General features: G+C 41.8%; 5 protein-coding genes and 1 pseudogene. All 6 read left to right on the plus strand.

All coding sequences use genetic code 11. The features are described 5' to 3' along the window. The coding region (locus VK541_RS23120) for a hypothetical protein (RefSeq protein WP_324372946.1) at positions 1–200 on the plus strand (200 nt) is incomplete at its 5' end. A 44-nt stretch (positions 201–244) separates the two neighbouring features. Then, entirely contained in the window at positions 245–1,255 is a 1,011-nt protein-coding gene (locus VK541_RS23125; protein ID WP_324372947.1) for a hypothetical protein, read from the plus strand. A gap of 2 nt (positions 1,256–1,257) precedes the next feature. Beyond that, positions 1,258–1,626, plus strand: coding sequence for a hypothetical protein (locus tag VK541_RS23130; RefSeq protein ID WP_324372948.1), 369 nt, complete (start codon positions 1,258–1,260; stop codon positions 1,624–1,626). A 143-nt stretch (positions 1,627–1,769) separates the two neighbouring features. Next, on the plus strand, positions 1,770–2,333 hold the full coding sequence (locus VK541_RS23135; RefSeq protein WP_324372949.1) for a UbiX family flavin prenyltransferase: 564 nt from the start codon (positions 1,770–1,772) through the stop codon (positions 2,331–2,333). 24 nt (positions 2,334–2,357) lie between these two features. Beyond that, positions 2,358–3,677 carry a tRNA (N(6)-L-threonylcarbamoyladenosine(37)-C(2))-methylthiotransferase MtaB gene (gene mtaB, locus VK541_RS23140; protein WP_324372950.1) on the plus strand — a complete coding sequence of 440 codons (1,320 nt, stop codon included), beginning with the start codon at positions 2,358–2,360 and terminating at the stop codon, positions 3,675–3,677. A 30-nt stretch (positions 3,678–3,707) separates the two neighbouring features. Then, positions 3,708–4,284 (plus strand): annotated as a pseudogene (locus VK541_RS23145) (diacylglyceryl transferase); the annotation flags it as partial.

Raw genomic sequence — 4,284 nt, forward strand, 5'->3', positions numbered from 1 at the left:
AACTCTCTCAATTACGGTCGGAATTTTTAAAAACAGAAGAAATGTACAGGGAGCTAATAGCTGAGAAGGATAAGCGATTAGCAGAAAAGGATGTGAGGCTTGCAGAGAAAGATGAAGTAATTAGGGGCCTTAAAGAGCAACTTGCGGCAAAAAGGAAGGCGCCTACTACCGCTCCTGATCCTGGGACCTTACAGAGATAACTGAAAAACACTAAAAATGACAAACAATGATTAATGTCTCCCGGATGTTTAATTTTGAAAGGCAAAGGGTAATAGCTTCTATCAAAAATTTCGGGCTCTTGATGCATGGCGCTTCAATTTTTGCTGAACAACAGAACATAATCGTACTTCAAATAGGGAAAACATTTTTTACACGGGGTAGCTTAATAGAGTTTAAAGTAACAGACATTAATGACAACCAAAGCATGGTGTCAGCTACTTCGGTTAGTGGTTCTAAGGCAGAACAAAACATTAAAATTATATTTGACCTTGTTGAAACTCAATTAAATAAAGCCAAATCAAAAACAGTTTCAAAGCCCGAAGAAATAGACTTCTCTAACTTTAGCAAGGAGGACCGACCAATACCAAACAGCAATAAGCTTTCAATAACGGTACAGGACCATGAAATATATGAACCAATATCGATTCCTGAAGATATTGAAGGTATTCCATTAAATATTCTAGTTCATATCAATTATGTGGATGCCTCCGGGTTGAAAAGCAGCAGACGGATTACTATTTATTATATGTATAACGAGTACAAAGATATATCGTTACACTCTTTCTGTCATGAGAGAAGAGAGGATCGAACTTTCAAATTATCTAGAATTACCCAAATGACAGACATCGAGACAGGTGAGATTATAAAAAATTATTCTGGATATTTTACAGATAGATTCAATGATACTCCTATTGGTAAGTTAACTAGGATGTTTATCCAAATGAAGCCAGAAATATCGATTTTAATCTTCATGGCCAGGGCAGATGGTTTTTTGAGAAAGCCTGAGCGAGATATAATCAGGGAATTTATCGATCAACACTCCGAAACTCAGTTAGACAGCGACCTATTAGATAATGAAATTAGAATTACGAATTGCACAAATAAGGAGTTTAGATCTGCATTAAAGAAAGTTTCAATATATGATGCTGAGATCAGGCGCTCTATTTACGATCGAGCTTTGCAAATAATTGCAACCGATAAAAAAACAGATCCAATGGAAGTTGCAGCATTAGAGCTAATAAAAAAAATCAAGTAGAAATGTTAACAATAGCACAAGAAGAGGGGCAGAGGTTTGCTGAGTTCCTAAAGAAGATCGAGACAAAACCAATTAATATGGCGGCCATCCTTGAAGTTCAACGTGGTACCATCAGTAAATATATTAGCGGTGAGATCCGGATCCCCTCGGATACGGTAGTGTTTCTCCACAAAGAATATAAGCTCAGCTTCGACTTTCATTTTTGCGGGATCCGGCCGATCCTGGTTAAAGATCAGAAAGAAAAAAATCTGGTGACCAGTACCGAGGAATTAAAAATGCAGGTCAACTTAATATCTAAGAAGCTCGACGGATACGTCTCCAAGACCGATAAACTGATTACCGACTTCTATGCTTTTAAAAATAATTCATAGACACGTTACGGACACACTTTTAACAAGTTGAACATGCTTTAAACACCGCAGCAATGGGTAGAAATACTAAAAAACCGGGAATTTCGAATATTAATATTCGGCCCTTTTTTATGACCCTTGTTCTGTATCTTTGTGCTGTTCATATGAAGAAGAAAAAAGTCATTATTGCCATTACCGGAGCCAGCGGATCAATATATGCTAAGTTATTGCTGGACAATTTATTGAAGCTTTCAGATCAGGTGGATAAGGTGGGGGTGGTCATGTCTGACAATGCCAAAGAGGTGTGGCGGTTTGAGCTTGGTAATGAAACTTACGACAATTATCCTTTTACATTTTACCAGAAAATGGATTTTAACGCGCCTTTTGCTTCAGGCTCTGCAAAATTTGACACCATGATTATCATTCCCTGTTCAATGGGGACACTGGGCAGGATCGCACATGGTATCTCTAATGACCTGATCTCAAGAGCGGCTGATGTTGTGCTTAAGGAACGCCGAAAACTGATCGCTGTAGTGCGTGATACGCCATTCAGCCTGATTCATATCAATAACATGAAGGCTGTTACTGAAGCAGGCGGGATCATTTGTCCGGCCAGTCCTTCGTTTTATTCTCTGCCTGAAAGTATAGCCGAAGTGGCACAAACTGTAGTGAGCAGGGCGCTGGACCTTGCCGGGTTTGAGCAGGACAGCTATCGCTGGAATGAATAGTTTTTTCTTATCTTTGCAGCCTCAATGAAAACGGTAGCATTTTATACATTAGGCTGTAAGCTAAATTTCTCTGAAACTTCGACCATAGGCAGGTTGTTTACCGATGCCGGATATGGGGTCGTGGATTTTACAGCCGGTGCCGATGTATATGTGATCAATACCTGTTCTGTGACGGAACATGCCGATAAAAAATGCCGTAAGGTGGTGAAGGAAGCGCTGAAGTATGCGCCTCATGCCTATGTAACGATTGTAGGCTGCTATGCGCAGTTGAAACCGACCGAAATTGCGGAGATTGAAGGGGTGGATATGGTATTGGGCGCGGCAGAAAAGTTCCGCATTGTCGAATACATCACTGACCTGACCAAACAGCCAAAAGCTGTGATTCATCAGCAAAATATTGAAAAGGTAAACCATAATTTCATAGCCGCTTATTCGATAGGTGACCGGACCCGTACTTTTCTGAAAGTCCAGGACGGTTGTGATTATCCCTGTACTTATTGTACCATTCCGCTGGCCCGTGGCGGCAGCAGGAGCGATACCATAGAAAATGTGATCAACAGGGCGCGGCAGATCGCGGAAAGCGGTGTGAAGGAGATTGTACTGACAGGTGTGAATCTTGGTGATTTCGGGATCAGAAACGGTGAGCGTGAGGACAAGTTCTTTGATCTGGTAAAGGCGCTGGATGAAGTGGAGGGTATAGAAAGAATCAGGATCTCGTCGATTGAACCAAATTTGCTGAGCAACGAGATCATTGAGTTTGTCGCCACATCAAAGAGATTTGTTCCCCATTTTCATATCCCATTGCAGTCGGGGTCCAATAAGATACTCGGATTGATGCGCAGACGCTATCAGCGCGAACTGTATACTGAAAGGGTGGCCAAAATTAAGGAGGTAATGCCAAATTGCTGTATTGGTGTTGACGTGATTGTCGGGTTTCCTGGTGAAACCCAGGAAGATTTCCTGGATACTTACCAGTTTCTCAATGAGCTGGACATCTCCTACCTGCATGTATTTACTTATTCGGAACGTGAGCAGACTCCTGCTGCGGAAATGAAAGGCCGTGTCGCAGGAAGTACCCGTGCAGACCGGAGTAAAATGCTGCATATCTTGTCTGATAAAAAAAGAAGAGCTTTCTATGAATCTCAAATCGGCGCTGTTGCAGAGGTGCTGTTTGAAGATGATCAGAAAAATGGCTTTATGCATGGTTTCACCAGGAATTATGTGAAGGTAAGGGCCAAATATGATCCGGTGATGGTCAATGAGATCAAAACGGTAAAACTCGTTGAGTTCAGTGCTGATGGCGAGGTAGAAGTTGCAGAAACAGAAGAAGTTTTGGCGCATTAATCCTATATTCGCATAAAAATTTTTATCCGTATGTTTCCTACTGTATCTCATTTTTTAGAATATCTCTTTGGCGTACAAATTCCACTTCCTTTTAACACTTTCGGGGTATTCGTTGCGCTGGCTTTTATCGCGGGATACTGGGCTTTTTCTCAGGAGTTTAAGCGTAAACAAGCTCTGGGAATACTTCATCCGATTAAGAAACTGGTTACAGTGGGTAAACCCGCGACCAGCACGGAGCTGATCCTGAATGGCTTGTTTGGATTTCTGATCGGGTATAAACTGGTGCATGCACTGTTGAATTATAAATTGTTTGTAAACGACGCCCAAACTGTTTTACTTTCCACACAAGGAAATATATTGGGCGGACTGTTCTTTGCCGGCCTGTTTGCCTATTGGGACTATAAAGAAAAGAACGCACAGAAACTGGATAAGCCTAAAACTATTGAAGTTACACAGCAGCCCGGTGAACTGATGGGCAGCCTGATCGTATGGGCTGCCGTATGGGGCTTTTTAGGTGCCAAGATCTTTGATAACCTGGAGCACTGGGATTCTTTTGTGCGGGATCCTATCGGCGGCCTGCTTTCCTTTAGCGGCCTCACGTTTTATG

The organism is Pedobacter sp. (assembly GCF_035317785.1).
In the GTDB taxonomy this organism is placed as follows: domain Bacteria; phylum Bacteroidota; class Bacteroidia; order Sphingobacteriales; family Sphingobacteriaceae; genus Pedobacter.